The following is a 25,505-nucleotide window of genomic DNA, read 5'->3' on the forward strand; positions in this document are numbered from 1 at the left end:
TCGCTCACTTCTCGAGGACTTCAGGTTGCTGGAGGAACTCGCCGATCGCATTGAGGAACAAGGCACCGCGGTGGCCGTCACTCGCGCGGTGGTCCGCAGCGAGGGTGGCCTGCACCGCGGTGACGATGCGAATTCCGCCGTCGATGGCGCAGACCTGCTGCGTCGGCTTGCCGAAGCCCACCAGGGCGACCTGCGGTGGGTAAATCACGCCGAACACGGCGTCGACGCCCTCGTCGCCGAGGTTGGTGACCGTGATCGAGGGGTCCGACATCTCCGAACTCCGCAACGAACCGGCCCTGGCGCGCGCAACCAAGTCGGTCAGGTCGCCCATCAACTCATCGAGGTTCTTTTCGGCGACGTCGTGAATGGCCGGGGCGACGAGGCCGCCGCCTCGAAGTGAGATCGCTACGCCGACGTGGACACCAGGGGCAGTCTCGAACCCGTCGTTCCGCCAGAAACCGTTGAATTCGGTGAACCGTTGGGCGGCAAGCGCAACGGCTTTCAGTTGCAGCACCGCCGGCAACACCCGCTCGGTGATGGATCGCTGGGCGTTGCGCTCCGACAGCCAGGCCAGCGACTTGTCGAGCAGGACTTCTTCAGAAAGGTAATAGTGCGGGATCTCTCGCTTGGACCGGCTCATTGCGGCGGCAATCGACTTCCGCATCTCTGCTGCGCGTCCGGCTGCGGCCTGCTTCTTCGCCGAGGCGACCGGCATCTGCATTGCGGCCGCAGGCGCCGTCACCGAGGCTGCCGCGTCTTCGACGTCCTTGATGGTGACGGATCCCTGCGGCCCGGTGCCGGTCACCGTGTCGGTATTCACGCCCAGCCGCGTGGCCACCCTGCGCGCGGCCGGTGAGACGAAGCGCCGCCGGTGAGTGTCAGGGCGGGGAGCCGCGGCCGGAGTCGATATGAGGGTGATCGCGGGCGTGGCGTCGACGGACGCGGTTGCGCGGGTGTCTCTTTCGGGCTGTCTTGGCGCGGAGACTTCAGTTTCGCCGGGTGTGATAAGCGTCGCGAGTACCGTCCCGACTTGCACCGTTTGGCCGACTGGGACGAGCAACTCGTGAACCACGCCCTCGTGCCAGCACTCAACCTCGACTGCAGCCTTGGTGGTCTCCACCACGGCCACCACCTGGCCGTGGCTGATGGTGTCGCCGGGCTTAACCAGCCACTCGTTGAGTGTGCCCTCGTCCATGTCCGAGCCGAGGGCCGGCATCTTGAAGTCGATCATGACGATTCACCGACGAGGCCCTTGACAGCCGCGATGATCTTGTCGGGCTGCGGCAGGGCGGCCTGTTCCAGATGCTTGGCATAGGGCATCGGCACTTCGGCGCTGCAGACCCGGGCGATCGGCGCGTCGAGCTCAAAGAACGCGTCGTCGACGATCCGCGCAGTCACTTCGCTCGCGAGACTGCCGGTACGCCAGGCCTCGTCGACGACAACCGCGCGATGGGTCTTGCACACCGACTTGATGACGGTGTCGGAATCCAGTGGGCGCAGCACACGCAGGTCGATGACTTCGCAGTCGATGCCCGCCAACGACAGCTCGTTTGCTGCGTCCAGTGCCTTGGGCAGGGATCCGCCGTATGTGATGACGGTGGCGTCGGAACCTGTTCGCCGGACCGCGGCGTGGGAAATGTCGGTTGTGGTCAGACGATCCACGTCTGCGGCGGTGTTGTAGAGCCCGACGTGCTCGAAGACGATCACCGGATCAGGGTCGGCGAGGGCGGTGCCGATCATGCCGTAGGCGTCCTCGACGGTCGCAGGCGCCACCACCTTGATGCCTGGAATGTGGGCGTACCAGCACTCCAGGCTGTGGCTGTGCTGGGCGGCCAGCTGGCGGCCTGCTCCGGTGGCCATCCGGACGACAAGGGGTACGGAGAACTGTCCGCCGGACATGTGGCGCAGTGCCGCAGCGGTATTGACGATCTGGTCGAGTGCCAGCAGGCTGAAGTTCACCGTCATGACCTCGACGATCGGGCGCATGCCGCCCAGCGCTGCGCCGATGCCGACGCCGACGAAGCCCAACTCCGAGAGTGGGGTATCTCGCACCCGATCGGGGCCGAACTCTTCCAGCAGTCCCTTGGATGCCGCGTAGGTTCCGCCGTATCGGCCGACATCCTCGCCCATGAGCAGCACGCGCTGGTCGTTGTTCAAGGCATCGCGCATCGCGTCGTGAACAGCGCCGCGAAATGTTGTTTTCATCGGGTACCCCCTGGGGTCGGAGTCAGCACGTCGCGTTCGAGATCCTCGATGCTCTCCCAAGTTCCGGCGTCGGCGAACGCGACCGCCTCGTTGAGTTCCTGGTCGGCGGCGGTCCCGATCGCGGCGATATCGTCGGAGCTGAGGACGCCTTCGTGTAGGCATTTCTCGCTGAACAGCTCGATCGGATCGCGTTTGCGCCACCCTTCGACTTCAGCTTTCTCGCGATACAGTTCCGGGTCGAACATCGAATGTGCACGGAAGCGATACGTCCGGAACTCGATGAAAAATGGTCCCCCGGCGGTGCGGATGTGGTCGGCACCCTGTTGTGCCGCAGCGTGACAAGCCTCCACGTCCATCCCGTCCACCGCCGCGGTTGGCACCTTGTAGGAGGCGGCTTTCGCGCTCAGGTCGGTCTGCGACTGGGCGCGATCGAGTGCTGTCCCCATGGCGTACAGATTGTTTTCGCAGCAGAACAGGACGGGTAACCGCCAGAGCGCCGCCAAGTTCAGCGACTCGTGGAAGGCGCCCTCGGCCACCGCACCATCTCCGAAGTAGCACGCAACGATGCCTTTTCGGTCCTGCATGCTGTTGGCAAGTGCGAGCCCTACAGCAAGCGGCAGCCCGCCTGCAACGATGGCATTGCCGCCGTAGAAACCCCTGCGAGCATCGAAGAGGTGCATCGAGCCTCCCCGGCCGCGCGAGCAGCCCTCCTGCTTGCCGAACATCTCGGCCATGATCGAGGTCATCGGAATGCCACGAAGCAAAGCGTGTGCATGCTCGCGGTAGGTGGCCACGACAGCGTCATCGGCGGTCAGGGCCCGCAATGATCCCGCGGCTACTGCCTCTTCACCGACGTAAAGGTGTAGGAAGCCACGAATCTTGGTTTCGCCGTATAGCTCTGCGCATTTCTCTTCCATATGGCGCACCCGCACCATGTCGGACAGCAGTGCCAGCGCAAGATCGTGGTCGGTCATGACATCACCTGTGTTTCGGATTGTGTCTTCGCCTCGATGGTCGACGTGTCACCTTCCGGCAGGCCGAGCTCACGGGCCTTGAGCAGACGACGCATGATCTTGCCGCTCCTGGTGTGCGGCAGCGTGTCGACGAACTCGATTTCCTTCGGCGCCACGGTGGCGCCGAGACGTTTACGCGCATGGCCGAGCAATTCGAGCCGGAGGTCTTCGCCGGCGGTGAACCCGTCCTTGAGCAGGACGAAGGCCTTGACCATTTCCCCGACGGTCGGATCGGGCTTTCCGATGACGGCCGCCTCGGCGACGGCCGGATGACTGGTCAACGCGCTCTCGACTTCGAATGGCCCGATCAAGTGCCCGGCCGACTTGATCACGTCGTCGGCGCGGCCGACGAACCAGTAGTACCCGTCGGGATCCCGCTTGGCGAGGTCGCCGGTGAGATACAGGTTGTCGGAGAAGCATTTTCGGTAGCGGGCGTCCTCGTGGAGATAGCCCCGGAACATCGACGGCCAGCCGCTCTCGAGGGCCAGCTCACCCTCGACATCGGGTTCGTCGACGAGTGAAACCGTGCCGTCGTCGTTGCGATGCACGATGTGTGCGTCGATACCGGGCAGCGGACGGCCCATGGAGCCGGGCTTGATGTCGAACGCCGGTGTGTTCGCGATCATGATCCCGCCCGTTTCGGTCTGCCACCAGTTGTCGTGGATGGGCAGTCCCAATACGCGCTTTCCCCACCAGACGGCTTCCGGGTTGAGCGGTTCGCCGACGCTGGCGATGAAGCGCAGCTGCGGAAAGCGGTACTGTGCGGCGAGTTCCGGGCCCGCTTTGATCAACATGCGGATTGCGGTGGGGGCGGTGTACCAGACCGTCACGCCCTCGTCCTGCAGGATGCGGTACCAGCGCTCCGCGTCGAACTCCGCTTCGTCGGCGATGGAGGTGACGCCGTGAAGCAGCGGTGTGATCACCCCGTAGGACATTCCGGTGACCCAGCCGGGATCCGCTGTGCACCAGAAGATGTCGTCTTGATGCAAGTCGAGAGCGTAGAGACCGGTGAGGTAATGCATCGCCACGGCGCCGTGCACGTGAAGCGCGCCCTTCGGGGTTCCCGTCGTTCCGCTGGTGAAGTGCAGCAACGCCGGATCCTGCGCGGTCGTCTCCTCGATGGGCGCGGACTCGTCGGCGGCGTTCATCCGGCGCCTGAAGTTCAGCGTTCCGTCCTCTTCGGTGTCTTCGGTGTCGTCGACGACGATGATGTGCCGAACCGAGGGCAACTGGTCACGGACCCGTGCGATCTTGCGCTTGTAGATGGCGCGAGTGGTGACGAGCACGTCGGCCTGACCGATGTTGACGCGGGTGACAAGGGGTTCGGGGCCGAAGGCCGAGAACAATGGAGAAACGACGCTGCCGTTGCGCAGGGCGCCCAGGATCGCGATGTACAACTCCGGACAGCGCCCCATGAAGGTGAAGACGCGGTCGCCCTTATTGATCCCCAGCGACCGCAACACGTTGGTGAAGCGACGAGACAACCGCCCGAGCTCGGAGTAGGTCATATCGCGGGTGGCCAAGCCGCCGTCCACGTCGGACGGCGAGATGAATCGCAACGCCGTTCGCCCTGCGGCGGGGCCGTCGGCGTGGCGGTCGATCGCCGCATAGGCGATGTTGCAGCAGCCGGCGGACATGCCAGCGCACAGGTCGGGGATGTCAGCCCAGTCGAAGCCCGCGCGGGCGCGTTCGTAGTCCAAGAGGTTCGGCGAGATGCGGAGGTCCGCCTGGGTCTTGTGGATCACGGTCATGGCTGCCTCTTTAGTTGCTGACGGGCGGAAGAACCCCGGCGCGCAAGGCCGGGCCGATATTGGCCATCACGCGCTCCATCAGGGCGTTGTAGGCGGATCCGTCGTTGAGCAGCTCGGTCTGCCCGTGGTGGAGGAGGAAGGCATCGATTCGCCGATCGATCGGCCAGTCGGCATAGATCTGACTGGTGAACTCGGACCGGAGGAACTGCCACGCAATGGTCTCGAGTTGCTCTCGCGTCACTTCGGTGCGGTCCGTCGGCGTCATGCCATCCCTTTCGGCTGGTTCGATCGCTCCTCATCGTTTTCGAACCGGATGGCCCGCACTAGAGACGAAGGTCACTACGACGTTGGTCAGTCGTCCTCGACACACTGACGAGTCGTTCTGGTGCCGAAAGTCCCTTCGGGCTTGGTCCGGTCGGCCCTGGCTCAACGTTCGGGCGCCGAGCAGCATCGACCCATGTCCAACGGCACGATGACTCCGGCCAGGAATGCGGTCCGGACCTTCAACAAGTTCGTGCTCAATCCGGCGATGCTTCATTTGGCCGGTCGCAAGCACTGGTACGCGGGAGTGATTCGGCACAGCGGCCGCCAGTCCGGCAAGAACTACGCCACGCCGGTGGTGGTGGAACGGGTCACGGACGGATTCATTCTTCCGCTCCCGTACGGCACGGGAGTCGACTGGCTGCGCAACGTGCTTGCCGCCGGGCGAGCGTCCGTCACGGTGAACGGCCAGACATACGACGTTGCCGAGCCGGAGATCCTCGATGCCGCAACGGCGGCCCCGCAGTTATCCGCACGGCGCCGACGCGCCTTCCAGCGGTTCCACATCGACAACTATCTGAAGGTCAAACTCGCAAAATAGCGCACTCCGTTGCCGCACAATGAGATTGGAAAGACCATGGAACCAGAGCGTTTTCGGCCGCTGCTCACCGCGCAAGGACCCTTCGTGTCGGTATACATCGACGATTCAGGAAACAGCGCGGACACGATGGCCCGACGCGAGGCGATTTGGAGCGATCTCCACAAGCACCTGGAGAGCCAAGGCGCCGACGGCGACATCATCGACAGGCTCGAACGTGCAGTTCTACATGGTCAACCCGGCGTGGGGAGCGAGGGCCGCGCCATCATCGCAACTCACGGGGGAGTGCTGATCGACGAGCACCTGTCCAGCCCACCCGCGGCGACGGAGCTTCGTATATCGGAATACCCGTACATCCTGCCGTTGGTGAAGGACGGCGTGCGGCGACCCGTTTACGTGTTCGCCGCCGTGGACCACGAGGGCGCCGATGTCACGCTTCACCGCGGAGGTGCCGTCACTTCGGAGACCGTCGACGGCGGCGGTTATCCGGTGCACAAACCGGCCTCCGCCGGGTGGAACGGCTACGGCGACGTCGGCCATTCGGCCGAAGAGGCCGTCCGGATGAATGTCCGCGCCGTCGCCGATCGCGTCACCGAGTTGGTGGACGAGACGGGCGCAGAGGTCGTGTTCGTGTGCGGCGAGGTGCGTTCGCGCACCGATGTCGTCTCGGCGCTACCGCCGCGCGTGGCCACCCGAGCGGTCCAGTTCCACGCTGGGGCGCAAGGGCACCGGGTCAGGCAAAGCGAGGTCCAGGATCTCGTCGACACGGAGTTCGACCGGCGCCGCCGGTGTGGGACCGCAGACATCGCCGAGCGATTCCGTAGCGAGCACGGACGGGCGTCGGGGCTGGCCGCCGAAGGTATTGCCGCGGTGTGCGCGGCGCTGCGGGAAGGCGACGTAGCCACCCTGATTGTGGCGGACCTTCACGACGCCACCGTGGTCACGGGAGAGAACCGCGCCACGGTGGCGCCCGACGCCGACGTGCTGTCGGAACTCGGGGAAGCGGCTCACCAGGTGGTGCGCGCCGACGAGGCGTTGCCGTTCGCGGCGGTGGCCGTCGGCGCCGATCTGGTCTGTGTCGACGATCTGATCGCTCCCGTCGATGGGATCGCCGCGCTGCTCCGTTACGTGCCGGCAGACATAGTCGTCTAGTACGTCCCGATGCCTTGCTCGGGGGGAAGTGTGCCGGTCGCCTGAAAGACGACCCGCCTGCCGACCTCGACCGCATGGTCGGCGAAGCGCTCGTAGAAGCGGCCCAGCAACGCGACATCGACAGCAGCGCCGACCCCGTACGTCCACTCGCGATCCAACAGCTCTCTGAACAACTCCTGGTGCAGCGCATCCATCGCGTCGTCCTGTTCGCGTATTCGAGCGGCCTTTCCTGGATCGCGGGTCAACATCACTTCCTGCGCATTCCGTGCCAATTCTCCTGCAACCCGGCCCATTTCAGCGAAACGCCCTTCGACCGTCGGGGGCAGAACACGATCTGGATGTCGCTGGCGGACGATCTTGGCCACATGTACGGCCAAAGCGCCCATCCGATCGAAATCGGCAATGACTTGAATCCAGCTGATGATGCTGCGGAGTTCACCCGCCACCGGCTGCTGCAAGGCCAGCAACGTGACAGCACCTTCCTCGGCTCGGGTGCCCATCGCCGCGATCTTGGCGTAGTCGCCGATCACTTGCTCTGCCGAGGCGAGGTCGGCTTGTAGCAGCGCCTGGGTTGCGCGCTCCATTGCGGCTCCGGAGAGGCCGCACATCTGACTCAGCTGCTCGGCTAGCTCGGACAGGTGTTTTCGGTAGACGGTTCGCATCCGCTTCGCCTTCTCCCCATGATGTTCGGCTGTCTACCGTTGCGCGACGAGTCGGCTCAAGTGGTCAACGAACCAGTCGCAGGCCAGCTTCGCTACCTGTTCGAGGGTGCCCGGTTCCTCGAACAGGTGCGTGGCTCCGGGAACCACGGTGAGTTCGCATTCCCCAGGTATCGCTGCTTGTGCTCGCCGGTTCAGTTCGATGACCACCTCGTCGCGTCCGCCCACGATCAGCAGAGTCGGTGCAAGGACGTTCGCCAGCGCCCGACCGGCGAGATCGGGTCGGCCGCCGCGGGAGACAACGGCACCCACCTTCGCACGCGGATCGGCGGCCGCTGCCAGTGCTGCGCCCGCCCCGGTGCTTGCGCCGAAGTAACCGACGGGAAGCAGGGCCGTCTCGGGCTGGCCGGCCAGCCAACGGCTTACGTCGACCAGCCGTCCCGCCAGCATCTCGATATCGAAGACATTGGCGCGGTTGCGCTCTTCGGCAGGCGTGAGCAAATCGAGCAGCAGCGTGGCAAGACCGGCGCTGTTCAAGACTTGGGCAACGTACCTGTTGCGCGGGCTATGCCGGCTGCTCCCGCTGCCGTGCGCGAAAACGACGATGCCCCTTGGGTGTTCGGGGATCGTCAAATGCCCGGCCACCGTCACCGGTCCGGCCGTCACCGCGACCTCTTCGTCACGCAGTGGCGGGTCGATCGCGACGCCGGCTTGCGCGGAGACGCCGTCGCGAGCGCGGTCGAGGAGCGCAATGACCTCTTCGTCGGGGGTCTGGGGGAAATGGCGGTATCCCTGCCCGACCGCGGAGAAGAGCGCGGGCGTCTTCAGACAGACCACCTCGTCGGCGTAGCCGGCGAACCGTTCAGTGACATCGTCCGGGCCGATCGGAACCGCCAACACCACGTGGCTCGCTCCGTGGGCGCGGGCAACCTGGCATGCCGCCCGAGCGGTGGCCCCGGTGGCGATGCCGTCGTCGACGATCACGGCGACCCGCCCGATCAACGAGATCCGGTCACGCCCGCGTCTGAAGCGTTCCGCGCGGCGACGCAGTTCGATCCGCTGCTTGTGTTCGACGGCATCCATGTCATCGCCGTCGAGGTATGCCTCGCGCACGACGCCGTCGTTGAGGACTCGCACGCCGTCCTCGCCGATGGCGCCGAAGGCGAGTTCCGGCTGAAACGGCACGCCGAGTTTGCGTACCACCAGCACGTCGAGGGGGGCCTTCAGTGCCTTCGCGACCTCGAAGGCCACCGGCACACCGCCTCGTGGAAGGCCGAGGACGACGATGTCCCGCCCCTTCAGAGGCGCTAGACGGCGGGCCAACTGCCGCCCCGCGTCGACACGATCGTCAAACAATTTCATCTCCCGAGTGTTAACCGATGAGACGGTGAGCCGATAAGGGCTTAGGTCCCTCAGTCGACCGACTTGGGTCCCAACAGCGCGGGAGGTCTTCAGGTCAGCAAGCCAAGTGCGGATTCCAGTTCGGTCAGTGACTGTTCGGTAAGCGGTATCAGGGTGTCGATGTCAGGTACGACATCGCGGCCTGCGACGTAGCCGAAGCCGATGCGGTCGGCGTATGAGCACGTCGTGACATTGAGTGCCTGGCCGTCGTAGACGGCCGACACCGGGTAGATCTCCTCGACATGCGCGCCGTTCCAATACATCTCGGCCTGCGGGCCCGGCACGTGCGATATCGGCAGGTTGTATCCCGTGCGTAGCTTCGGGCTGAACGGGAGCATCGGCAAGAGCACCGTTGGTCCGATCGCTGCTGCGAGCAGCAACAGGGATGCGCCCGGACCGCGACTCGCCACCCGGTGTTTGCCCTCCGACATGGAGCGGTGGATCAGATCCAGCCGCTCAAGAGGGTCGGGTAGATGGGTGCCCAGCGGGCACAGCCATGCGCCGAACATGTTGTTGTGCCGTTCCTCGGTCGCGTGTCCGCGGCTTCGCACCGTGATCGGGCAGATGGCCACCAGCGACTGTGTGGGCAGTTCTTCGTGATCGAGCAGCCAGCGGCGCAGCGCACCCGCCACGACCGCGGTCACCGCATCGTTACCGGTCACCCCGGCTTTGTCCTGCAGGGCCCGGATACGTGTCCTTGGCCAGGTGTCGGCGGCGACGGTGCGCTCGTGTCCGAGCCTGCCGTTGAACCGGGTATGGGGAGCGGCCAACAGCGGCACGGTCGTATCGCCGGTCAGGCTGGCGACCAGATCCGATACCTCGCCGGTGACGATTCGTCCGGCCAGTGCGACCGCCGACACCGCCGTGCCCGCCACAGATCGGAGCATTGGAAGGGGATTGGGCAGTTCAAGAGTGTGACGGGCGGTTCGCACCTCCTGTTCGCGATGCTGGGCCGCGTAGAAGTGGGGCATCGACCGGCGCTTCGGATCGGGGCTCAGCGCATCGCTGATCATCTGGAAACCGGCCACGCCGTCCATGACGGTGTGATGGATCTTCACGTAGAAGGCAAAGCGGCCTTCCGCGAGCCCATCGATCAGGTACGACATCCACATGGGACGGGACCGATCGAGTGGCTCCGCGTGTAGCCGGCCGATGGCCCGCCACAGGTCGTTGCGACCGCCGCCCGACGTCAGTCTCATGCGTCGGCAGTGCTGGCTCAGGTCAACTGTGTCGGCCTCTCGCCAGACCCAGCCACCGACGGTCTGCGCGCCGCGATGAGGATATCGGCGAAGCCGCGGATCTACGGGGTCTCGTCCGGAGACGGCTGCCCGATGAAGTTCGTCGACGTGATGCGGGCCTGCGCCTTTGGGGGGCGACAGAATCAGCACGGCGCCGATGTTCAGCGGACGGGACAGCGCCTCTGCGGTCATCATTGCGGCGTCGAGCGGGTCTAGCCAGTCCATGCCGCGCTCCATACTCAGGCGGGCCGATCGGTCTCGCGCAATGTCGGAGCCCCCCCGACGAGTCCCGATTGCACAAGTGCGTCGTCGACGAAGCGCTGTACCGGACGGGACTGGAAGAAACCGGTGTGGCCGCCTCGGTACCAGACGATCTCGGGCCTGCCCCAATGGTCCCACAGGCGGAGGACCTGCTCGCGCGGGTGAACAAGCCGATCGGCGACGCCGGCATAGATGAAGCGGCCGGCGATCGGCACGCGGGGCGTCAGCGATAGCGGCGATATCATTCGCCCGATTGGCTCGGCGAGTGCCACCGTGTGCCTGCGCGGGTCGTCGAGGCCGAGGCCCGCATGGCGTCCAAGGAGTTCGATCAGGTCGACCACCGGGACACCGAGTATCGCGCACGTGAGGCCGTCCTCGAGGCTCGCGACAAGCGAAGCGATGTAACCACCGAGTGAGATGCTGTTCAGGCCGATCGACGACTCGGGTTCCTGCGACCGTATCCAGCCAATCAGCCGCCGGACGTCCCACACCGCCTGGGCGGTCGCGTGCACGTTGTCCATCACATCCTCGCCGAGGAAGACCGTGCCCTTTGGCAGTCCCCGTGCCCGCGGCCCGTGCATCGGAAGGACGGGTAACACGACGTTGAGACCCAGGTTCTCGTGCAGGTGCCATGCCCGGAACAGCGCGAGGTCGAGCGCGGCGCGGCCCATTTCCGCGCCGTGAATGCACACCAGCCATGGACGAGGCACGCTGTGGCGCAACATCAGCGCGTACTCGCGGGTATTGGCGGTGTAGCCCGACCACCGCTGCGCGCCGGGTTCGCCAGGGTGGGGGGCGTAGCCGCTTTCGAAGGCGATGCGCGAGTGGGGATGTCTGCGGCTCTTGACTTGCGCGACCGTGACGTCGGTCAATGCCGGCGGTCTCGCAAAGAACCCTTCGGCATTGTCCAGCCATCCTCTTCGGCCGTAGAAGTCCAGCGCCGCAACCACTTCGCGGTTGATTCGGTCGAAGGCACGCTCATCGCTGACTGGTCGGCGGGCTCGCAACCCGAGAAGGACGATTTCGTCGCGTAAGGCGTGTAAGGCAAGCGCGACAGTGGGCCGCGCGATCGGAAGGTCGTGCGGCTCGCTGCCGAGATAGTCCCGCCAGGATTGGGCGTAGTAGCCACCGGTTCTTGTGAACGGCCCGACCATCGCGCCCAACGCCCGCGCACCAGGAGGCTGACGGCGAGAATGGCTCGTCAGTGGGTCGCCCGCCTTTTCGCGGTCAGATGCCGCCATGCCCGACGACGTTACGGACTGTCGCGGTGAGTCAGTAGAGGCTTCGTTCGCGGGACTGAGGGCCGTTTGACCACCGCCGTCGGGACCAATGCCTCCAGCCAAGGCCGGCGCCGAGCCATAGCGTCATCGATGGTCGCCGGTTTCAGAGAGGACAACGAAATGTCCAAACACGTCTCACATCACGGAGTGGTCGTAGGCGCCGACGGATCTCCGTCGGCACTGGTGGCGGTGCAGTGGGCGGCGCGGGAAGCAGCGATGCGCCACGTTCCCCTTACCGTCATTCACGCGGTATCCCCGCTATCGGTCGCGGCGTCGGCGTTGGCCTGGCCCGGCGGCCGAGTCCCCGAAGAGGTTCTCGAGATCCAGGAAAACGACGCCCGCAGGATCGTCGCCGACGCCGTCGAGGCCGTTGAGGCCGTTGAGGGCAGCGCCACTGCCGGTCCTCGCCCGGAGATCAACACCGAAACGCTTTTTGGGAAGCCCGTACCGGCCATCGTCGATTTTTCAAAGGATGCCCAACTGGTTGTGGTCGGATGCCGTGGCCAGACCGGACAGCATCGTCGCCTACTCGGATCGGTCAGCACAGGGGTGATCCATCACGCCCACTGTCCCGTCGCGGTGATACACGACGAGGTACCTTCGGTGCTTCAATCGTCGAAGCGGCCCGTGGTGTTGGGTGTTGACGGCTCACGGGCCTCGGAGTTGGCGACGGCCATCGCGTTTGACGAGGCCTCACGGCGGGGTGTGGATTTGGTGGCGTTGCATGTCTGGGGCGATGCCGACATGTCCACCGTGTTCGGCGTTGACTCCTCGGCTGTCCAATCGGCGGCAGACAAGACGCTTGCCGAGAGCCTTGCCGGCTGGCAGGAACGCTATCCCGATGTCACGGTCCAGCGTGTGGTCGAGTTCGAGCGGCCCGTCCGTCATCTTCTCGACCAGGCCGAGAAGGCTCAGCTTGTCGTCGTCGGGAGCCACGGGCGCGGCGGATTCGCCGGGATGCTGCTCGGTTCGGTCAGTACCGCTGTAGCGCAGGAGGCCCGCGTACCCGTCATCGTCGCGCGCCAGCACTAGCGCGACCGGCGGTGAGCCATAGCTGTCCCGCAGCCAGCGGCAGCAGGCTACACACCAGCACCAACCCCCACCCTCTGGCACCGATAGCCTCAATCTGCAGCGCCGTCGCCAGCACCGGCACGGTGGCCGCCACCACGATCAGCCCGAGGCAGAGCGCCAGCGCGCCCCAGACCAGGCGGTTGGTGGTGACAGCGTTGCGCAGCACTCCGGTGCCCCTGCCGCGCATGTTGAAGACATGCCACAACTGCGCTAGTGCGATGGTCAAGAACGACACCGTCGTCGTTGCCGCGGCGTCGAAACCAAGCCAGTGCATGGCAACGACGATGGACAGCAGGGTGCTCGCTGAGATCGCCAGCCCATAGCACGTCATGGCGCGCCACAGCCGGGGCCGAATGATGGGCTCGCCCCGGCGTCGGGGCGGCCGGTCGAGGACGTCGCCGTCGCCTTCGCCGGAAGCGAGTGCGAAGGCGGGAAACACGTCGGTCACCAGGTTCAGGAACAAGATCTGCAACGGCAGCAGCGGTAGCGGCAAGCCGGTGAACACGGCGAGCGCGACCACTAACACCTCGGCGATGTTGCACGAGAGCAAGTACATCGAGAAGCGTCGGATGTTGTCGAAGATCACCCGCCCCTCGCGCGCCGCGGTCACGATCGTCGAGAATCGGTCGTCGAGCAGCACGATGTCGGCCGCTTCACGTGCAACCTCGGTGCCGCGCTTGCCCATCGCCACACCGATGTCGGCCTTCGACAGGGCAGGCGCGTCATTGACGCCGTCGCCGATCATCGCGACGACTTCGCCTTGAGACTGAAAGAGCTCTATCAGGTCAAGCTTGTGCTCGGGGTCGACGCGCGCAAAGACACGTTGTCGTGCAACACCTTTGCGTGTGGACTCCGACGCATCCTTCAGGCCGGAGAGTTCGCTACCAGTCGTGACGGTCGCGTCGGCTGCCGCGATGCCCACATCGTGGGCGATGGCCAGTGCGGTGCTCGGATGATCGCCGGTGGCCATCGCAACGCTTATCCCCGCAGACCGGAGCGAGGCGACCGCGTCGGCAATGTCGGCACGCGCAGGGTCTCGCAGTGCCACTAGTCCGACGAGCGCGAGGCCGCCGGCGAGGGGGTCTTGTGGCTCCGTGCACTGGTGAGTGGCCAACGCGAGAACACGTAACCCGTCGGCCGCCAGTTCCTGCGCTGTGTCGAGCCATTTCGCTTTGTCGTCGTCATCGAGTGGCTCGGCCATAGTGCCGATTCGATTCGTCAGCGTCAGGATTTCTTCCGGTGCTCCCTTGATGGCGACGAAATAGCGGTCGCGATCCCGATGTACGGTCGCCATCCACTTCGTGGCAGGGTCGAACGGATACTCCGCTACCTCGGGGTAAAGATTCAGTTGCTCGGCGCGAGTCAATCCCGCGAGGGCACCGGCACGAAGCAGAGCTACTTCCATCGGATCACCCGTGCCGCTGGCGGTTTCGCTGTCATAGTCGGCGTTGCCGCACAACACGCCCGTCAACAGCGCGCGCTCCAGCTCCGAGTCGGCAGACGGATCGACCGACACACCGCCGGTGAGAACGGCGCGGTTCTGATAGTCGAAGAAGAATGCGCCGGTCGTGGTAACCACCCGTTCGACGGCCATGGTGTTCTCAGTCAGCGTGCCCGTCTTGTCGGTGAGCACCACCGTGGTCGAGCCGAGCGTCTCAACCGCCGAGAGCCTCTCAACGAGCGCGTTGTGCCGCGCCATGCGCAGCATGCCTCGGCCGAGCGCGAGCGTCGCCACGATCGGCAGGCCTTCCGGGATGGCGGCGATCGCGAGCGCGATGGATGTTTCGACCATTAGCAACACCGGCCTGCCGGTCACGAGCCCGGCCACCGCAACGGCGGACGCCAACATCAGTGTGAGCCAAATGAGTTGGCGTGCCAGGCGTTCGAGCTGGTCCTCGAGCGGAGAGTTGCCCACGTCAGCCTCGTCGACCAGCTGGGTGATGCGGCCGAGTTCGGTGGCAAGCCCGGTGCCGACAACGATGCCTTCGCCGCTGCCGCGGACCACGTGCGTGCCCTTGAACAACATCGCGGCGCGCTCGTGCAATGCCGCCTCCGCGGCGTCGGGCTCCACGCGCTTGCCGACCGGCACCGACTCACCGGTCAGCGCGGACTCGTCCACGCCAAGGACTGAGCTGTGCGCGCACCGCAGGTCGGCGGGCACGACGTCGCCCGCCTCCAAGAGCACAACGTCACCGGGCACCAACTCGTGGGCGTTGACGACGGCGGACCGCGCGTTTCTGCGCACCCGTGCGTTGCGGCCGCCCAACGCACGCAACGCCTCCATCGAGCGCACCGCCCTGCGCTCGGTGCCGTAGCCGATCGCCGCGTTGACCAACAGCACGACCACGATCGCTATCGCCTGTTGCCACTCACCGAAGACGAACGACACCGTCATCGCCGCTGCGAGCAGAGCTACCACCGGGCTCACGAACTGCCGCACGAGCAGTGTCGCGTCGGACACCGGTTTGCGTGCCGCCAAGAGATTTCGTCCATACCGCCGCCGCTGCCGCTCGACATCGGCGTCGGTCAAACCGACCGTCGGGTCAACCCCTAGCTCAGATGCGACTCTCGCGGCGGTCAAAGTGTGCGGCAGTTGCGGCAACAAGCCGGGAGCAACCACTTCAGGGCCCATATGTCCCGACTCTGCCATCACCCGCCCGGAATCGTCACGAGCCGAAGGTCCCCGAATAGGCCAGCTTGGATTCAGTGGAGTCCGAACCGTAGGCCATTGGGGCGAGATCACCCCGCCGAGGTGACTTGAGGCCCTAGCATGCGCGGTCACACAGGTGTGCAGTGGGGGATATGGCAAGGGGCGAAAGGGGACCACGATGCTAACCCTGGAGTCAGAGATGACGGTGGACGGCCTGACGGGCCGTGAGGTCACCGACTTCCTGCTGGACTGCGGTGATGACAACTACCAGGTGTGGTGGCCGGGCACGCACCTCGAACTGCATGTGCTCGAGCACGGATCGGACCAAGATCACGTCGGCGACGTGGTGCTGATGGATGAGTATGTCGGGTCTCGACACGTACGGATGGTCGGTGAGGTGATGGAGGCGGTAGCCGGGAAACGGATCGTATGGGGGTTCCGCCCGGCCGGACTGCGCCTGCCAGTCCGGCTGACGCTGACACTGACCGATGAAGCGCGTGGGGTTCGCCTGCGCCACACCATCACCGCGGGATGGACTGGGCCGGGTCGTGTCCTCGATGCGCTGTGGCGGGTGTACTTTTCCAGGTCGTTCGCCGGCGCGATGGACCGCCATGTGCACACCGAGTTCCCGTTGATGCGCGACCTGTTGCATCGCGCGCCCGCCGATTCGTCGAGCAGGCCCGCAGCGGTTCAGAGTCCGATCACCGGCTGAGCGATCGTGGATCAACCGCAGGGACGCCAGCTCCTTGACCAGCTGCGCGACAAGCGTGGACGGCGCGTTGTATTGGTGTCGCATTGCCTGCTCAACCAGAACACGCGTTACGCCGGCGGCGCTACCCGGTCGGGTGCGGTTGCCGAGCTCATCGACGAACTGGTTGGCGCCGGTTACGGGATCCATCAGCTGACATGCCCGGAGCGGCTGGCCTGGGGCGGCGCCCTCAAACGCCATACGCTTTGGCTGTACCACTCCAAAGGGGGTCCGCTGTATCCGCTGCGGGCTGTGCTGTTGCGTGCATTCGTCTGGTGGACCCGGATCGTGTACTGGCGGCTGGCGCGGCAGGTCGTCCGTGATGTGATCGACTACGAGCGCTCGGGCATCGCCGTGGCGAGCATCGTCGGGGTCGGCACCTCACCCTCCTGCGGCGTGACCACGACGCTGGATCTTCGCGCCTCGCTGGAGGTTGTGGCCTCCTGTCCCGCGGCGGCTTTGACTCGCGATGTCATGAATGAGCAGGCCGTTCTGGGCTGTCGCCGCCCCGGCGAGGGCCTTTTCATCAGGGCGCTCGGCCGCCAGCTGAAGCGGCGTGGATTAGCGATACCGGCGTTGCAGCACGACCTCGCCGACGAATTGCACGGGAGGCGTCAGACCCTGCTTGCGACCCCGGCGCCTCGCACGCTGGGCATGGCGCGCGCCGGCATTCACACCCGGGCAATCCGCGTAGACCTGGCGGAACTTTCCGCTGCTTGGGTGCAGTTTCGGTGGCTGGGCATCGTTCTCGATGATCACGCCCGACGCTCCCTGCTCGGCCAGATAGGCGGCGAGACGCGTTCGTAGTGCGTCCCATGTCTGCTGCTTGTTGCGCGTGCTCGCTGCGATGAAGCGCACCGTCAGATTCGATGGGCCGCGCTGAATGAGCTGGCAGGTGGTAACGCCGGGCGTCTCCTCTGCCACCGTCGCAATGGCCAGTGGAAGAATGTGGATGGATTCTCCTTGAAAGCCGCGATAGAGCAAGATGTCGTCGGTGCGGCCGACAACCTCGATCGTGGGGAATGGGCTTCCGCACGAACAGGATTCGATGCCGATGACGACCCGATCCCCGAGCGGATAACGGATGATCGGCTGAATGCGGTTGGCTAGGTTCGTAACCAGAACATCATGAGAAAGCTGCCCCGGCTGCACCGGCTGATGATGATCATCGACGGGTTCGACGATGTACCAGTCGGTATTTGCGTGTAACCGTTGGCTCGAGCATTCGAAGGTCAATCCGATGGCCTCGGAACTCCCGTAATAGTTGGTCACCCGGCAGCCGAAGGTCTCGGTAATATGCTGCCGTGCCGTGGCGGTCAGGGTTTCGCCCGCCGCGCTGATCAACACCGGCGAAATATGCAACCTGCAGGCTAGCTGTTCGTCCGCCAGCAGTTCCAGAACGCTGGGGTAGCCGCCCAACACAACCGGCTGAAAATCGTTGAGATTCTCGACGAGTTCGCCAAGGGGAGACAGGGCTGACAGCAGTCGCTGCATCCCGGCGCGCCATGGCGCGGCCCGTAGCCGCCGCGCCATCATGGTGTTGCCCAGAAAATGTCCGTCGGTGACGAAGACCGCCGCCATCCTGCCTCGGCCACGGATCAGAGCCCAGATTCCGGGCAACGACATGAGCGCTGTAGGCAAGGACCGTACGTAGCCAAGCATGTTGTACACCGTCAGCGCCTGTTGGTCGTGCAACACGATCGCCGGTGTCCCTGTCGAGCCAGACGTCGTACACACAACGTAGCGGCCGAGATAGTCGCGTCCGATCCGGGTCGGATCAGCGATGAATGTCTCCACTTCGGCGCGACGAACACAGGGGTCGGTCACCCATTGGTCGAAGTCGCGCATCAGCTCCGCCTTTGTCACGATCGGGAGCTGCGTTACGTCTGACAAATCGTCTGGCGCGTCGCGGTAGCGGTCGGCGAAATGCAAAGAGTGCGCCCGCGCGTAGGCGACGAGGGCGCGTAAGCGGTCCTGTTGGCGCCGGGCGATGCCCGAGTGCCCCTGCCTCCCAGCCTGATACGTGTCCCAGGCCGCCCCGGCAAGCTCGTTGGCGTGTTTGATCCTCACCTGGGTCAGAACTTCGCCTCAGTAGCGTTTGGCGCTGGTGTGCCGTGACTCTGCGCCTTTTCCGTCTCGTCATCGGTCAACGTGAAATAGTTCTCCTCTTCCTGCAGGAAGTGCAGGTTCAGAAGGGTATAAAGGCCGTACAGACAGGCCAGCAGGTCGTCGACTTGATCGGGCTGGATTCCCTTGGCGGACTCGGCGAGTGCGACGTGCGTGCCGATTCGATCGGAGAGCCTCTGGATCTCGGCGTGTGTTCTGCTCATCGTCGCGGTCGCTTCACCGCTGCCGAGCGGACCGGCCAACGCCGGATACAACTGGGTCTCCTCGGCTCGCTCGTGGGGCAGAAGCTGTTCGGTGAGGAACGCGTTGGCGCGGGCCACCGACGACAGTGCAGCCGTATCGGCACCTGCGACAAGGCGATCGGCGGCATCGCGCAACAAGCGGACTGTGTCGCGCAGTTCGTCGTGCTCGGCCGCGAAGCGCCGCAACAGCTCTTCGGTGTCGGCGGCCAATTCCACTTCGTCGGCCGGGTTGCCCCTAAGGGCGCGCAACGCGTTCAGGATCACCGCGACGTCGATGCCCTCCTGCAGCAGCGCACCTGCGGCAGGGGGCAGCCAGCCCAGCGCGGCAATCACCATCGCCAGCAAGGACAATGCCATGCCGACCGCGGCGCTTTGCACGGCGATGTGCCGCGACCAGCGTGCGATTTCCATGGCGTCGGCGAGGCGATCCAGCCGGTCCGTGGTGAGCACGACGTCGGCGGCTTCCGATGAGGCCGTTGCGCCTCGCGCTCCCATCGCGACACCCACTGTAGCTGCTGCCAATGCCGGGGCGTCGTTGATGCCGTCACCGACCATGACCGTGGCCGCCCGCTCGCGTTCGGCGCGCACGGCGGCGACCTTGTCGGCCGGGCTCTGCTGGGCATAGACGTCATCGAGCCCGAGCACCGTCGCCACTTCACGCGCCGGTTCGGCGCGATCACCGGTGAGCATGACGAGCCGGCTCAAGCCGGCGGTGCGCAGGCGCCGCACTGTGCGAGGTGCCTGGCGTCGCAACGGATCCCGCAACAGCACCGCTCCGATGACATCGTCGTCTACGCACACCCAAGCGATGGCGGCAGAGTCCAGCGTCGCTCGATTCACCGCCGCCCGTGCCCAGTCGGCGTCAACGGCGCCTTGAGGGAGCTTGCCGACCGAAACGATATGGTCATCGATCGTGGCAACCACGCCGCGGCCCGGCTCCTCGCTCACGCCGGTGGGCAGCGACAGCCGCAACCCCCGGGTGAGAGCTTCCGTGACGATGGCTTCGGCGAGCACATGCGGCGACAGCTGGTCCACCGATGCCGCCAACCGCAGCACGTCTGTGCCGTTACGCCCCGGCGCGGTCAGGATGTCGATGACGACAGGGCGGCCCATTGTCAGGGTGCCGGTCTTGTCGAGTACGAGAGTGGTTGCGTGTCCGAGGTTTTCGAGTGCACCGCCGCTTCGGACCACGACACCCCGACGAGAAGCACGCGACAGGCCGGAGACGATCGCCACCGGCGCTGCGAGCAGCAAGGGGCATGGCGTCGCGACGACAAGGACAGCGACTGCCCGGACGGCCGATCCGCTGGCCAGCCAGGCACCTGCGGCGATCGCCAGCGCCAGAGGTACAAACCACGCGGCGTACCGGTCGGCGAGCCGAATGATCGGCGCACTTTCCGCCCCGGCCTGTTGCGCCAGCCGAACGATGCCCGCATAGGTGCTGTCTTGCGCGGTCGCCGTCGCGCAGAGCTCGAAGGCGGTGCCCGCGTTGAGGACGCCGCTGCGGACCGGTTCACCGGCCAGACGCTGCACCTGCAGCGGCTCACCGGTCAATGCCGATTCGTCCAGATCGGCCACCGAGTCGGCGATGCGACCGTCGACGGGAACCACTTCGCCAGGGCCGACAACGATGAGGTCGTCGACCGACACCTCGGCGACCGGTATGACGCTCACCTCGGAGCCGACGCGGCGCCGCGCCGTTCGTGGTGCGCGCTCGAGCAGCGCGCGCAGGTCATGCGACGCTCTCCGCTCGGCTGCTGCTTCGAGCGCCCGCCCGCCCGCGAGCATCACGGCGATCAGTGCACCGGCCAGATATTCGCCAACCAGCAACGTGCCGACCAACGACAGCACCGCGATCAGATCGACACCGGCGCTACCGCGCCGCAGGGCGGCCAGCATCCAGGCCAACGCGGGCACTACCGCGACCACCGTGCCGGCGATCCAGAATCCGTCGGCGACGGGATGGGACCTCGCCAGCCATGCGATTCCGCCCGCCGCCAGCGCGCCGACCGTGAGGACGACGAGGGTCGGCTCAACGTGCGACCTACATCGGCTGATTAGACGCAGCACGGTTGCCTCGTTCGCTCAGCGCCGAAGCAGCATTTCGTCGGCATTCGTCCCAGGAGAATCACCGGTCGGCGCTTTGCCTTCGGCTCCGAGCTCGGCAGGGAACCCGACGTCGTTTGGCGCCTCCGCGCGGCGCTTGATTCCGCGAAGCATCCCGCGAGTCACCAGCGCCTTCGCCGGGGCCGCGCACTCGACGCCCAGGGCGTCCGCCCAGTGCCGCCGCCGTGTCCGGGATCGCACCAGAAGCCGGCAGCGATCTTCGGCGTGCGGAATGACGTGAAATGACCACACCGCGTCCAGAGGATGGGGTGGTGGTCCCGCGCACAACACCACGGCCTGCCGTTCGATGACCTCGACAACTCTCAGGGCAAAACCGTCGCGTAGACCCGCCCAGCCTTTCGGCGCAAGTCGGACCCGATCGCCGGGCACCAGCCGCTGCCATTCTGGGTGTATCCGATCGGCGTTGCGGTAGTCCAAGCCGACCAAGTTCTCCAGCGCTTCGTAGCTGTAAAGGCCGCCGCGGTCCTGGCCCATCTGCACCAGCCACGGCCACACCGCGTTCGTCGGCGCGTTGATCCACACCGCTTCCGTCGTCCGGATGACCGGCCCATCGAACAGCTCGTCGCCGGGCAGGTACATGGCGCACTCCGCCTTGGTCGTACCCCAGTTGAGGTAGTACCTCCTCGCCGCGTACAAAAGCGCGGCGGCTGCCGCGACGCGCACAGTCGTAGTCGTCATGTGGCAAGCCTCCCGCTGGGCGGGAGCGGCGTGCTAGGGCCGGTTGTCACCAGCTGGACATCCCATGGGCTCAGGTCACGGTGTCACGGCAACGCCTTGCCGACACTGCCACTCCAGGTGGCACGGGCGCCGGAATCTCCGATGCGGTAGACCTGCACCGCGGTCGCCACGCTGGCGACGATGACGACCGCGGCAATTGTCCACATCACGATCGGCTTGACGGAACGTTCCCTGGTGTCGCGCAGGTGCAGCGCTGCAAGCAGTGCCGCGGCGACTAGCAGCGCGACTGCGAAGTAGATCATCGTGTCACCTAATTCCGTGTGCGCGTGCAACAACGGTGATCGACCGACCTGGTGCTCGAGCCACTCGCCAGCCTCGGTGGTCAGTGGTGTGAGCACCACGGTGATCAGGGCAAGGCCGAAGACCAGCCACACCAACCTTTTTCGAGCCGCGGGCCAGAGCGCGCACATGATCGCCAGAACGGCGGTAAGGGGTGCGAGGATGACGATGAAATGGACCAATAAGGCGTGAGCGGGCAGCCCGTTGAACGTTGTCACTGTGCATACTCCAATGCGAAGGTCTTGCGTGATGGGATCGGGCCGCGCTGCCCGATCATGGCTGACGTGAAGAAATCAGGGAGAGCGCAAGCCGCGGACATCGGTTAACGGCGGCGCGGGCCTCGGTCATGTCGCATGCTGGTATCGGGGGTTCGCGTGAGCCGTCACGCGCCAGCGGGTATCCCCAGTCGTCGCGACTGAGTACGCCGGGCAGCAACTCGGTGCACAACCCGCGTCCGTCACAGCGCGTCCAGTCGATGTGCAGCCGTTGCGATTTCGCGGATGGCCTCATGGGTTGCCTGCGAAGGCCTTGAGCGCGCTGCGGGCAAGCCGGACGGCCCCGTCGGGGTGGCGGCACGCGCCCCGGTTCTCGACGAGCCCGAGCGTGCGGTGCAGTTCGTCGAGCAGACCATCGGTCACTCGTCCATAGGCGAGGTGGTCGAACTGCCGCGCCAACCGGGGGAGGCCGTGACGACAGGGGCCGCACTGCCCGGCACCCTGTTCGGCGAGGTAGGCCAGGATGTCCGCAGTGCGGGCGAGACCACACTCGTGGATCGACAGGGCGTGGACGATGCCCGCTCCAGGGCTCGCGCCGAAGTCGGCGAGACCAGATCGCGAGAGTCGGGCGCCGGCCAAAGCAGTGGTTGGGATCCAGCCGCCGTGGTAGCCGCCGATCAGTACGGCGCGCACGCTGCGCAAATCGTGGACGCCACCATGAGCAAGCACCTGGATCAGCGACGTTCCGGTAGGCAAATCCAGCACGCATCGTCGAGCAACGGCCCCCGACACGGAGATCAGCATGGTGCCGGGTTCTGCGACGTCGCCTACCGATCGGAACCAGCGGTGCCCATAGCGGGCGATCAGCGCGACGTGCGCTAGGGTTTCGACGTTGCTGACCAGGGTGGGCCGCCCACGAAATCCGGAGGCCGACGTCGGTACCCTTCGATCCCGCGGAAGCGGCGGGCCGCCTTCGATCCGTCTGAGAACGGCCGACTCCTCACCGGCGACGAACGTGTCGGGGGCCTCGACGATTGTCACGCGGCGTGGGTCCAACCCAGCGTCGGCGCGTTCCATGAGGGCGCGCTTCGCGGCTGCAGCCATGCGATTTGGTAGGTAGAGGTAAACCTTGTCGGCCGCAAGGGCGTGCGCCGCGATTTGCAGACCGTCGAGCACCAGATGAGGTGAGCGGGCCAGCAGCGTCGCGTCCTTGTCGCTGAGCGGTTCGCCTTCAGCGGCGTTGCCGACCACCACGGGGTTGGGTCTGGTGATCGACGCGATCTTGCGGGCCGTCGGAAACCCGGCGCCGCCCCGGCCGGTCAGACCTGCCGCATCGAGGGCTGCGATCAGCGCTTCGGCGGTCGGTTCGGGGGCTTGGCCAAAGCGTGCGTGATGCTCGCGCAGGCCTGGACCGCCCGCGGCGAAGAGTCGTTTCGCCAAGGGCGGGTTGGGGTGCGGTCGCGTGTGGACAGTCATCGGCGACTCGGTGTTCGTGCGTCGGCGTACTCGGCGAAGGCTGGACGCGCCCGCCACACCAGCGCGGCGGCGACCGTCAAGACGCAACACCCGGCGATGGTGAGGAACCATTCGTGGTCGGTGTCGGTTCCGTTGCCGATCGAATGTGCGATCGTCAATGGCCACAATGCGTAGGTAGCCCAGTGCACGGCGCGGAAGGTGCGCACCCCGAGGCGGTGGCGCAGCAAGCTGGTGATGACGACGACGGCGAGCAGGTCGAACGCGAGGGTTCCCAGCCCGAGCCACAACGGTCGGTAGGCGCCGAGGAAGGGCACCGCCAAGTCCAGCAAGCGCAATTGGGCGTAGGGATCGAAAAACAGCAGCGTCATATGCAGCGCGACGAGCACCGTTGCGGCCAGGGCGACAAATCGGTGGACGTCGGCGACGGCGAACCTGGGCAGGGTCGTGATCCGGCGGCCCGACCGGGTGGCGATACCCAACGCCACCGACATCGTCAGGAACACCAGCGCCGTGATTCCGGTGCCCCGGCCCAGCGCCCACAGCGCTTCGTCGGTCACCGCTGCGCCTGGAAGTCGTGCGTGTCCGGCCAGCGCCCGACAGTGTGGACGGCGCGGTCGCGGTCTACCAAGCGGGCCGTCATGCCCAACGACCGAATCCAATCCAGCGCGGCCAATCCGCGTACCACCGCAGCGGTTGACACGGTGTTGGCGGCGTAGCAGGTCTGTGCGGCGACGCTGACTGTTCGCCAAACCGGGTCCGCGGGCTGGCCCGTGCGAGGGTCGACGATGTGGTGCGCCAGTTGCTGGCCGCGCCACCACCGGCGGCGGACGGTGCTCGACGTGGCGAGCGCGGCGCCGGCGGGCAGCGCAATAGAACTCGCCGGATCGCCGTCGCTGTCGTGGACGAGCACCTGCCAGCCCCCGTCGGGCGCGGGTCCGGCGGTGGCGATGTCGCCGCCGAGGTTGACCAGTACGCCACTGCCGGTGATTTGGTGGACTCGCTCGGCGCACCGGTCGGCGGCGACCGCCTTGGCCGTGGCCCCGAGGTCGAGCAGTACGCCGGGCGGCACGGTGACAACGCGGCCCCGCAGCGTGACCGTTGACCAGACCGCCGAGGGAACGATTGATGCGGCGGCGGGCATTGCGCTGTCTCGGCTGCCCGCGCCCGCTGCGTAACCGAGTGTGACCAGTGCGGCGCCCACCGTTGGATCGACGTCGCCGTCGGTCTGTCGGGCCGCCGTCAGGGCGGCGTCGAGCAGGTCCGCCAGCGTCGCGCTGACCTGCGTGGGCCGACCGTGCGACCTTGCCAGGGAGACGATTTCAGAGTCTGGTCTGAAGCGGGACGCGGCGGCGTCGATGGCGTCGAGCTGCGCGTCGACCTCTCGTCGGGCAGCGGACAGCGATCCGGGGTCGGTGACCACGAGCTGCATGTCGGTTGTCCAACGCCGCCACCGAATTTGGGGGATCGCAGTGGTGTCAACGGTCATGAGCCGTGGGACACCGTGACGTGCGGCGAGAAGTTCGGCGCCATCACCGTCGTCGGCGTGAGGGCACGCCGTCTGGTGGTTGGTGGCGCCACGGGTGTCTGAGTTCTCGGGGTGGGCTGAACGGTTTCGGTCGGCGGGGGAGCGGACGAGGGAGTGTAGGTCGGCAACGTGGTGGCGCGGGTCGTCGTCGGAGACGGCTCCACCGTCGGCTCGGGGCTCAACGGTTCGGGCGTCGCCGTCGGTTCGGGATTCGGCTGCGCCGGGTCGATGGAGGTAGCCGTTGAAGGCACGTCGAACACTGGCGTGGGGTCGGTTTCTGCCGGGGCGGGGTCGGTTGCGACGATCGGCGCTTCCGTCGCCGACGTTTTCATGGTGTCGGCATAGGCAAGGGTGGAGGTGCCCGCGACGCCGACGATGCCGAGGCCGACGAGCGCCCACGAGGTGGCGGTGGCACGGCGGAAACCCGCACGGGGTGAATCCATGGCGCCAATGCTTGCAGCGGATTCTTCGAGCTCTCGAAGATCTGG

Annotated in this window: 24 protein-coding genes; 4 read left to right on the forward strand and 20 right to left on the reverse strand. The window is 66.0% G+C overall.

Annotation, left to right across the window (positions count from 1 at the left end):
• Positions 1-4 precede the first annotated feature (4 nt).
• Genes D6M19_RS06860 through D6M19_RS06880 form a run of 5 tightly spaced genes read right to left on the reverse strand, consistent with a single transcriptional unit; the run spans position 5 to position 5,234 of the window.
• Positions 5-1,231, reverse strand: coding sequence for a dihydrolipoamide acetyltransferase family protein (locus tag D6M19_RS06860; RefSeq protein WP_123024419.1), 1,227 nt, complete (start codon positions 1,229-1,231; stop codon positions 5-7).
• Entirely contained in the window at positions 1,228-2,205 is a 978-nt protein-coding gene (locus D6M19_RS06865) for an alpha-ketoacid dehydrogenase subunit beta (protein ID WP_123024420.1), read from the reverse strand. The genes D6M19_RS06860 and D6M19_RS06865 overlap by 4 nt, the downstream gene beginning before the upstream one ends.
• Complete coding sequence (pdhA, locus tag D6M19_RS06870; RefSeq protein ID WP_123024421.1) at positions 2,202-3,179, reverse strand: pyruvate dehydrogenase (acetyl-transferring) E1 component subunit alpha; 978 nt, start codon at positions 3,177-3,179, stop codon at positions 2,202-2,204. Before pdhA ends, D6M19_RS06865 begins: the two co-directional genes overlap by 4 nt.
• The gene (gene acsA, locus D6M19_RS06875) at positions 3,176-4,969 is read right to left on the reverse strand and encodes an acetate--CoA ligase (RefSeq protein ID WP_123024422.1); all 1,794 of its coding nucleotides are present in this window, start codon (positions 4,967-4,969) and stop codon (positions 3,176-3,178) included. Before acsA ends, pdhA begins: the two co-directional genes overlap by 4 nt.
• Positions 4,970-4,979: 10 nt before the next feature.
• On the reverse strand, positions 4,980-5,234 hold the full coding sequence (locus tag D6M19_RS06880; RefSeq protein ID WP_123024423.1) for a hypothetical protein: 255 nt from the start codon (positions 5,232-5,234) through the stop codon (positions 4,980-4,982).
• A gap of 192 nt (positions 5,235-5,426) precedes the next feature.
• Here D6M19_RS06880 and D6M19_RS06885 point away from each other — a divergent pair, with 192 nt between their 5' ends.
• Both D6M19_RS06885 and D6M19_RS06890 read left to right on the forward strand, forming a co-directional pair.
• On the forward strand, positions 5,427-5,831 hold the full coding sequence (locus D6M19_RS06885; RefSeq protein WP_123024424.1) for a PNPOx family protein: 405 nt from the start codon (positions 5,427-5,429) through the stop codon (positions 5,829-5,831).
• A 36-nt stretch (positions 5,832-5,867) separates the two neighbouring features.
• A complete protein-coding gene (locus tag D6M19_RS06890; RefSeq protein WP_123024425.1) occupies positions 5,868-6,980 on the forward strand; it encodes an Rv2629 family ribosome hibernation factor in 1,113 nt (370 codons plus the stop codon).
• Here the strand turns inward: D6M19_RS06890 and phoU are convergent.
• The 4 genes from phoU to D6M19_RS06910 all read right to left on the reverse strand — a co-directional run bounded on the left by phoU (position 6,977) and on the right by D6M19_RS06910 (position 11,780).
• Positions 6,977-7,642, reverse strand: a complete 666-nt coding sequence (gene phoU / locus D6M19_RS06895) for a phosphate signaling complex protein PhoU (protein WP_123024426.1) — start codon at positions 7,640-7,642, stop codon at positions 6,977-6,979. The genes D6M19_RS06890 and phoU overlap by 4 nt on opposite strands.
• A 33-nt stretch (positions 7,643-7,675) precedes the next feature.
• Complete coding sequence (locus D6M19_RS06900; protein ID WP_123024427.1) at positions 7,676-9,001, reverse strand: phosphoribosyltransferase family protein; 1,326 nt, start codon at positions 8,999-9,001, stop codon at positions 7,676-7,678.
• An 89-nt stretch (positions 9,002-9,090) separates the two neighbouring features.
• Positions 9,091-10,503, reverse strand: coding sequence for a wax ester/triacylglycerol synthase family O-acyltransferase (locus tag D6M19_RS06905; RefSeq protein WP_123024511.1), 1,413 nt, complete (start codon positions 10,501-10,503; stop codon positions 9,091-9,093).
• Between the two features lie 14 nt (positions 10,504-10,517).
• Positions 10,518-11,780, reverse strand: a complete 1,263-nt coding sequence (locus D6M19_RS06910; protein ID WP_164478369.1) for an alpha/beta hydrolase family protein — start codon at positions 11,778-11,780, stop codon at positions 10,518-10,520.
• Between the two features lie 159 nt (positions 11,781-11,939).
• On the opposite strand from D6M19_RS06910, the gene D6M19_RS06915 reads away from it, so the two are divergent.
• Positions 11,940-12,851, forward strand: coding sequence for a universal stress protein (locus tag D6M19_RS06915; RefSeq protein WP_123024429.1), 912 nt, complete (start codon positions 11,940-11,942; stop codon positions 12,849-12,851).
• Here D6M19_RS06915 and D6M19_RS06920 read toward each other — a convergent pair.
• A complete protein-coding gene (locus D6M19_RS06920; protein WP_123024430.1) occupies positions 12,829-15,522 on the reverse strand; it encodes a cation-translocating P-type ATPase in 2,694 nt (897 codons plus the stop codon). The genes D6M19_RS06915 and D6M19_RS06920 overlap by 23 nt on opposite strands.
• A 196-nt stretch (positions 15,523-15,718) precedes the next feature.
• On the opposite strand from D6M19_RS06920, the gene D6M19_RS06925 reads away from it, so the two are divergent.
• Positions 15,719-16,252, forward strand: coding sequence for a hypothetical protein (locus D6M19_RS06925; RefSeq protein ID WP_206428468.1), 534 nt, complete (start codon positions 15,719-15,721; stop codon positions 16,250-16,252).
• Positions 16,253-16,620: 368 nt separating this feature from the next.
• Here D6M19_RS06925 and D6M19_RS34165 read toward each other — a convergent pair whose 3' ends face one another.
• The 10 genes from D6M19_RS34165 to D6M19_RS06975 form a co-directional block, all read right to left on the reverse strand.
• Positions 16,621-16,764, reverse strand: coding sequence for a hypothetical protein (locus tag D6M19_RS34165; RefSeq protein ID WP_164478370.1), 144 nt, complete (start codon positions 16,762-16,764; stop codon positions 16,621-16,623).
• A gap of 85 nt (positions 16,765-16,849) precedes the next feature.
• Complete coding sequence (locus D6M19_RS06935; RefSeq protein ID WP_234834730.1) at positions 16,850-18,358, reverse strand: phenylacetate--CoA ligase family protein; 1,509 nt, start codon at positions 18,356-18,358, stop codon at positions 16,850-16,852.
• Positions 18,359-18,363: 5 nt separating this feature from the next.
• Complete coding sequence (locus D6M19_RS06940; RefSeq protein WP_123024432.1) at positions 18,364-20,727, reverse strand: heavy metal translocating P-type ATPase; 2,364 nt, start codon at positions 20,725-20,727, stop codon at positions 18,364-18,366.
• 15 nt (positions 20,728-20,742) lie between these two features.
• Complete coding sequence (locus D6M19_RS06945) at positions 20,743-21,462, reverse strand: SRPBCC family protein (protein ID WP_234834731.1); 720 nt, start codon at positions 21,460-21,462, stop codon at positions 20,743-20,745.
• An 83-nt stretch (positions 21,463-21,545) separates the two neighbouring features.
• Positions 21,546-22,019, reverse strand: coding sequence for a DUF2231 domain-containing protein (locus tag D6M19_RS06950; RefSeq protein ID WP_123024433.1), 474 nt, complete (start codon positions 22,017-22,019; stop codon positions 21,546-21,548).
• A gap of 55 nt (positions 22,020-22,074) precedes the next feature.
• Positions 22,075-22,311: a ferredoxin gene (locus D6M19_RS06955; protein ID WP_123024434.1), complete on the reverse strand. Its 237-nt coding sequence runs from the start codon at positions 22,309-22,311 to the stop codon at positions 22,075-22,077.
• Entirely contained in the window at positions 22,308-23,492 is a 1,185-nt protein-coding gene (locus D6M19_RS06960) for an NADH-ubiquinone oxidoreductase-F iron-sulfur binding region domain-containing protein (RefSeq protein WP_123024435.1), read from the reverse strand. Before D6M19_RS06960 ends, D6M19_RS06955 begins: the two co-directional genes overlap by 4 nt.
• Positions 23,489-24,049 carry a ferric reductase-like transmembrane domain-containing protein gene (locus D6M19_RS06965; protein WP_123024436.1) on the reverse strand — a complete coding sequence of 187 codons (561 nt, stop codon included), beginning with the start codon at positions 24,047-24,049 and terminating at the stop codon, positions 23,489-23,491. Before D6M19_RS06965 ends, D6M19_RS06960 begins: the two co-directional genes overlap by 4 nt.
• Positions 24,046-24,978: an FAD:protein FMN transferase gene (locus D6M19_RS06970; RefSeq protein WP_123024437.1), complete on the reverse strand. Its 933-nt coding sequence runs from the start codon at positions 24,976-24,978 to the stop codon at positions 24,046-24,048. The genes D6M19_RS06965 and D6M19_RS06970 overlap by 4 nt, the downstream gene beginning before the upstream one ends.
• Positions 24,975-25,460 (reverse strand): hypothetical protein, encoded by a 486-nt coding sequence (locus D6M19_RS06975; protein WP_123024438.1) that lies wholly within the window; start codon positions 25,458-25,460, stop codon positions 24,975-24,977. The genes D6M19_RS06970 and D6M19_RS06975 overlap by 4 nt, the downstream gene beginning before the upstream one ends.
• Positions 25,461-25,505: the final 45 nt, after the last annotated feature.

The sequence above is a fragment of the Mycolicibacterium stellerae genome (assembly GCF_003719305.1).
GTDB lineage: Bacteria > Actinomycetota > Actinomycetes > Mycobacteriales > Mycobacteriaceae > Mycobacterium > Mycobacterium stellerae.

Coding starts and splice junctions, on each gene's coding strand:
- D6M19_RS06970 (WP_123024437.1), bottom strand. CDS start 24,978: ATGACCGTTGACACCACTGCGATCCCCCAAATTCGGTGGCGGCGTTGG.
- D6M19_RS06955 (WP_123024434.1), bottom strand. CDS start 22,311: ATGAGGCCATCCGCGAAATCGCAACGGCTGCACATCGACTGGACGCGC.
- pdhA (WP_123024421.1), bottom strand. CDS start 3,179: ATGACCGACCACGATCTTGCGCTGGCACTGCTGTCCGACATGGTGCGG.
- D6M19_RS06860 (WP_123024419.1), bottom strand. CDS start 1,231: ATGATCGACTTCAAGATGCCGGCCCTCGGCTCGGACATGGACGAGGGC.
- D6M19_RS06910 (WP_164478369.1), bottom strand. CDS start 11,780: ATGGCGGCATCTGACCGCGAAAAGGCGGGCGACCCACTGACGAGCCAT.
- D6M19_RS06915 (WP_123024429.1), top strand. CDS start 11,940: ATGTCCAAACACGTCTCACATCACGGAGTGGTCGTAGGCGCCGACGGA.
- D6M19_RS06880 (WP_123024423.1), bottom strand. CDS start 5,234: ATGACGCCGACGGACCGCACCGAAGTGACGCGAGAGCAACTCGAGACC.
- D6M19_RS06900 (WP_123024427.1), bottom strand. CDS start 9,001: ATGAAATTGTTTGACGATCGTGTCGACGCGGGGCGGCAGTTGGCCCGC.
- D6M19_RS34165 (WP_164478370.1), bottom strand. CDS start 16,764: ATGACATCGCGAGTCAAAGCCGCCGCGGGACAGGAGGCCACAACCTCC.
- D6M19_RS06920 (WP_123024430.1), bottom strand. CDS start 15,522: ATGGGCCCTGAAGTGGTTGCTCCCGGCTTGTTGCCGCAACTGCCGCAC.
- acsA (WP_123024422.1), bottom strand. CDS start 4,969: ATGACCGTGATCCACAAGACCCAGGCGGACCTCCGCATCTCGCCGAAC.
- D6M19_RS06975 (WP_123024438.1), bottom strand. CDS start 25,460: ATGGATTCACCCCGTGCGGGTTTCCGCCGTGCCACCGCCACCTCGTGG.
- D6M19_RS06885 (WP_123024424.1), top strand. CDS start 5,427: ATGTCCAACGGCACGATGACTCCGGCCAGGAATGCGGTCCGGACCTTC.
- D6M19_RS06925 (WP_206428468.1), top strand. CDS start 15,719: ATGCTAACCCTGGAGTCAGAGATGACGGTGGACGGCCTGACGGGCCGT.
- D6M19_RS06890 (WP_123024425.1), top strand. CDS start 5,868: ATGGAACCAGAGCGTTTTCGGCCGCTGCTCACCGCGCAAGGACCCTTC.
- phoU (WP_123024426.1), bottom strand. CDS start 7,642: ATGCGAACCGTCTACCGAAAACACCTGTCCGAGCTAGCCGAGCAGCTG.
- D6M19_RS06905 (WP_123024511.1), bottom strand. CDS start 10,503: ATGGACTGGCTAGACCCGCTCGACGCCGCAATGATGACCGCAGAGGCG.
- D6M19_RS06945 (WP_234834731.1), bottom strand. CDS start 21,462: ATGACGACTACGACTGTGCGCGTCGCGGCAGCCGCCGCGCTTTTGTAC.
- D6M19_RS06865 (WP_123024420.1), bottom strand. CDS start 2,205: ATGAAAACAACATTTCGCGGCGCTGTTCACGACGCGATGCGCGATGCC.
- D6M19_RS06960 (WP_123024435.1), bottom strand. CDS start 23,492: ATGACTGTCCACACGCGACCGCACCCCAACCCGCCCTTGGCGAAACGA.